Origin of the sequence: Halalkalibacter suaedae (assembly GCF_017939705.1) — a bacterium.
GTDB classification, from domain to species: domain Bacteria; phylum Bacillota; class Bacilli; order Bacillales; family Bacillaceae_D; genus Halalkalibacter; species Halalkalibacter suaedae.
Window position 1 is genome coordinate 1 of the sequence record NZ_JAGKSQ010000028.1, and the last position, 852, is coordinate 852.

Here is an 852-nt window from a genome sequence, read left to right on the forward strand (position 1 = left end):
ATCAAAGCTTACTTACAGCTCCCCGAGGCGTTTCGCCGTTCGTCGCGTCCTTCTTAGGCTCCTAGTGCCAAGGCATTCACCGTGCGCCCTTTCTAACTTAACCATTTCGGCTGCAGATCTTCTTCGTGCTCCTTCGTCAACTTCACCCTGCTCGGTCATGTCATGTAGATAAACTACGTTCCATTCCTCGAGGGCTCGTTTCCTCGGATCACTCGAATCTCTTTGCCAAAAACGATCAATAAAGTTCGTTTTTATGAATTCTTGACTAGCTCGTTTGACCTTCTCTTAAAATAAGATTCCGGTAAACTTACTATATTGTTTCTCTTGCATTATCTAGTTTTCAAAGAACCATTTTACTATTCTACTATAGAGTAGATAGCTTTTTTGGTGGAGCCTAGCGGGATCGAACCGCTGACCTCCTGCGTGCAAGGCAGGCGCTCTCCCAGCTGAGCTAAGGCCCCAAAAATAAACGATCATAGTATAACCGTTTCAGTATGAAACTATTATGGTGGGCCTGAGTGGACTCGAACCACCGACCTCACGCTTATCAGGCGTGCGCTCTAACCAGCTGAGCTACAGGCCCCCACCGATAAATAGAGAGTTTTCTCTCAAAACTGAACAAGGCTACTGACTTCAATCACATCATGTAACACTTTCAGTCAACACTTCATGCTGCCTTGCTCCGAGGAAGCCACCTTCGTAGCGATACTCGTAGACGCATGAGCAAAAGTATTTATTTAGAGAGTTTTGAGTCCTCTCAAAACTGAACAAAAGACCAAAGCGTATACGGTCTAAGACCATATATCGACTAGAGTAAATACTCCATAGAAAGGAGGTGATCCAGCCGCACCT

1 protein-coding gene, 2 tRNA genes and 1 rRNA gene are annotated in these 852 nt (G+C 45.4%); all 4 read right to left on the reverse strand.

The window, feature by feature from the left end; all coding sequences use genetic code 11:
• Positions 1–103, reverse strand: a 23S ribosomal RNA gene (locus J7W16_RS21800); the annotation flags it as partial.
• Positions 104–385: 282 nt separating this feature from the next.
• Positions 386–461 (reverse strand) — tRNA-Ala (locus J7W16_RS21805).
• A 45-nt stretch (positions 462–506) separates the two neighbouring features.
• Positions 507–583: transfer RNA gene (locus tag J7W16_RS21810), tRNA-Ile, on the reverse strand.
• Positions 584–642: 59 nt separating this feature from the next.
• Positions 643–852 (reverse strand): hypothetical protein (locus J7W16_RS21815; RefSeq protein ID WP_210599537.1); only part of this gene is annotated, 210 nt, incomplete at its 5' end.